This window comes from Enterovibrio gelatinilyticus (assembly GCF_028683095.1).
In the GTDB taxonomy this organism is placed as follows: Bacteria; Pseudomonadota; Gammaproteobacteria; order Enterobacterales; family Vibrionaceae; genus Enterovibrio; species Enterovibrio gelatinilyticus.
Genome location: NZ_JAJUBC010000120.1, coordinates 1 through 476, shown reverse-complemented (window position 1 = coordinate 476; position 476 = coordinate 1). Strand labels below are relative to the sequence as shown.

Genomic DNA, 476 nt, shown 5'->3' with positions numbered 1-476 from the left:
ACGGTATTCGGTGCATTTTTTCTCGTTGTTCCAGCGAGAAAACATGACTTCACGGCGCTGGCGGTGAAAACGCACGGGCAGGGTTTGGGTCAGCATTTTTCGGGCGTGACGATGAACTTTGTACAGTATGAACCACCCTCCCAGCATGGGGAGAAAAAATAGACCTATCCCCCCAAATACCTGCATGGGATCTAAGACATCGACCCAAACGCCATTGATTTTCTGCTCTCGGTATAAGGCATCGATAAACCCCATTACACCTCCATCACTCCAAAGCAGCCAGACAGGGATACCGAGGCTCATCAAGAACAGTAACCACATTTGTTGGGTTTGGAAAATCATGCCACCTGCCCCCCCCCACTTCAATGTAACTGTCGGTTTTCTTGACCAAAATATCGTGAGTGTTTAAGGGGGGAATGTTGGTGTGTACAGGAACGGGGCTGAGCACCAGGCTGCTACCAAAGGTTTTGTCCGTC

General features: G+C 49.8%; 1 protein-coding gene. It reads right to left on the bottom strand.

Annotation, left to right across the window (positions count from 1 at the left end; translation table 11 throughout):
* Nucleotides 1–342 (bottom strand): hypothetical protein (locus LRP50_RS25485; RefSeq protein ID WP_274167187.1); only part of this gene is annotated, 342 nt, incomplete at its 3' end.
* Between the last annotated feature and the right edge of the window lie 134 nt (nt 343–476).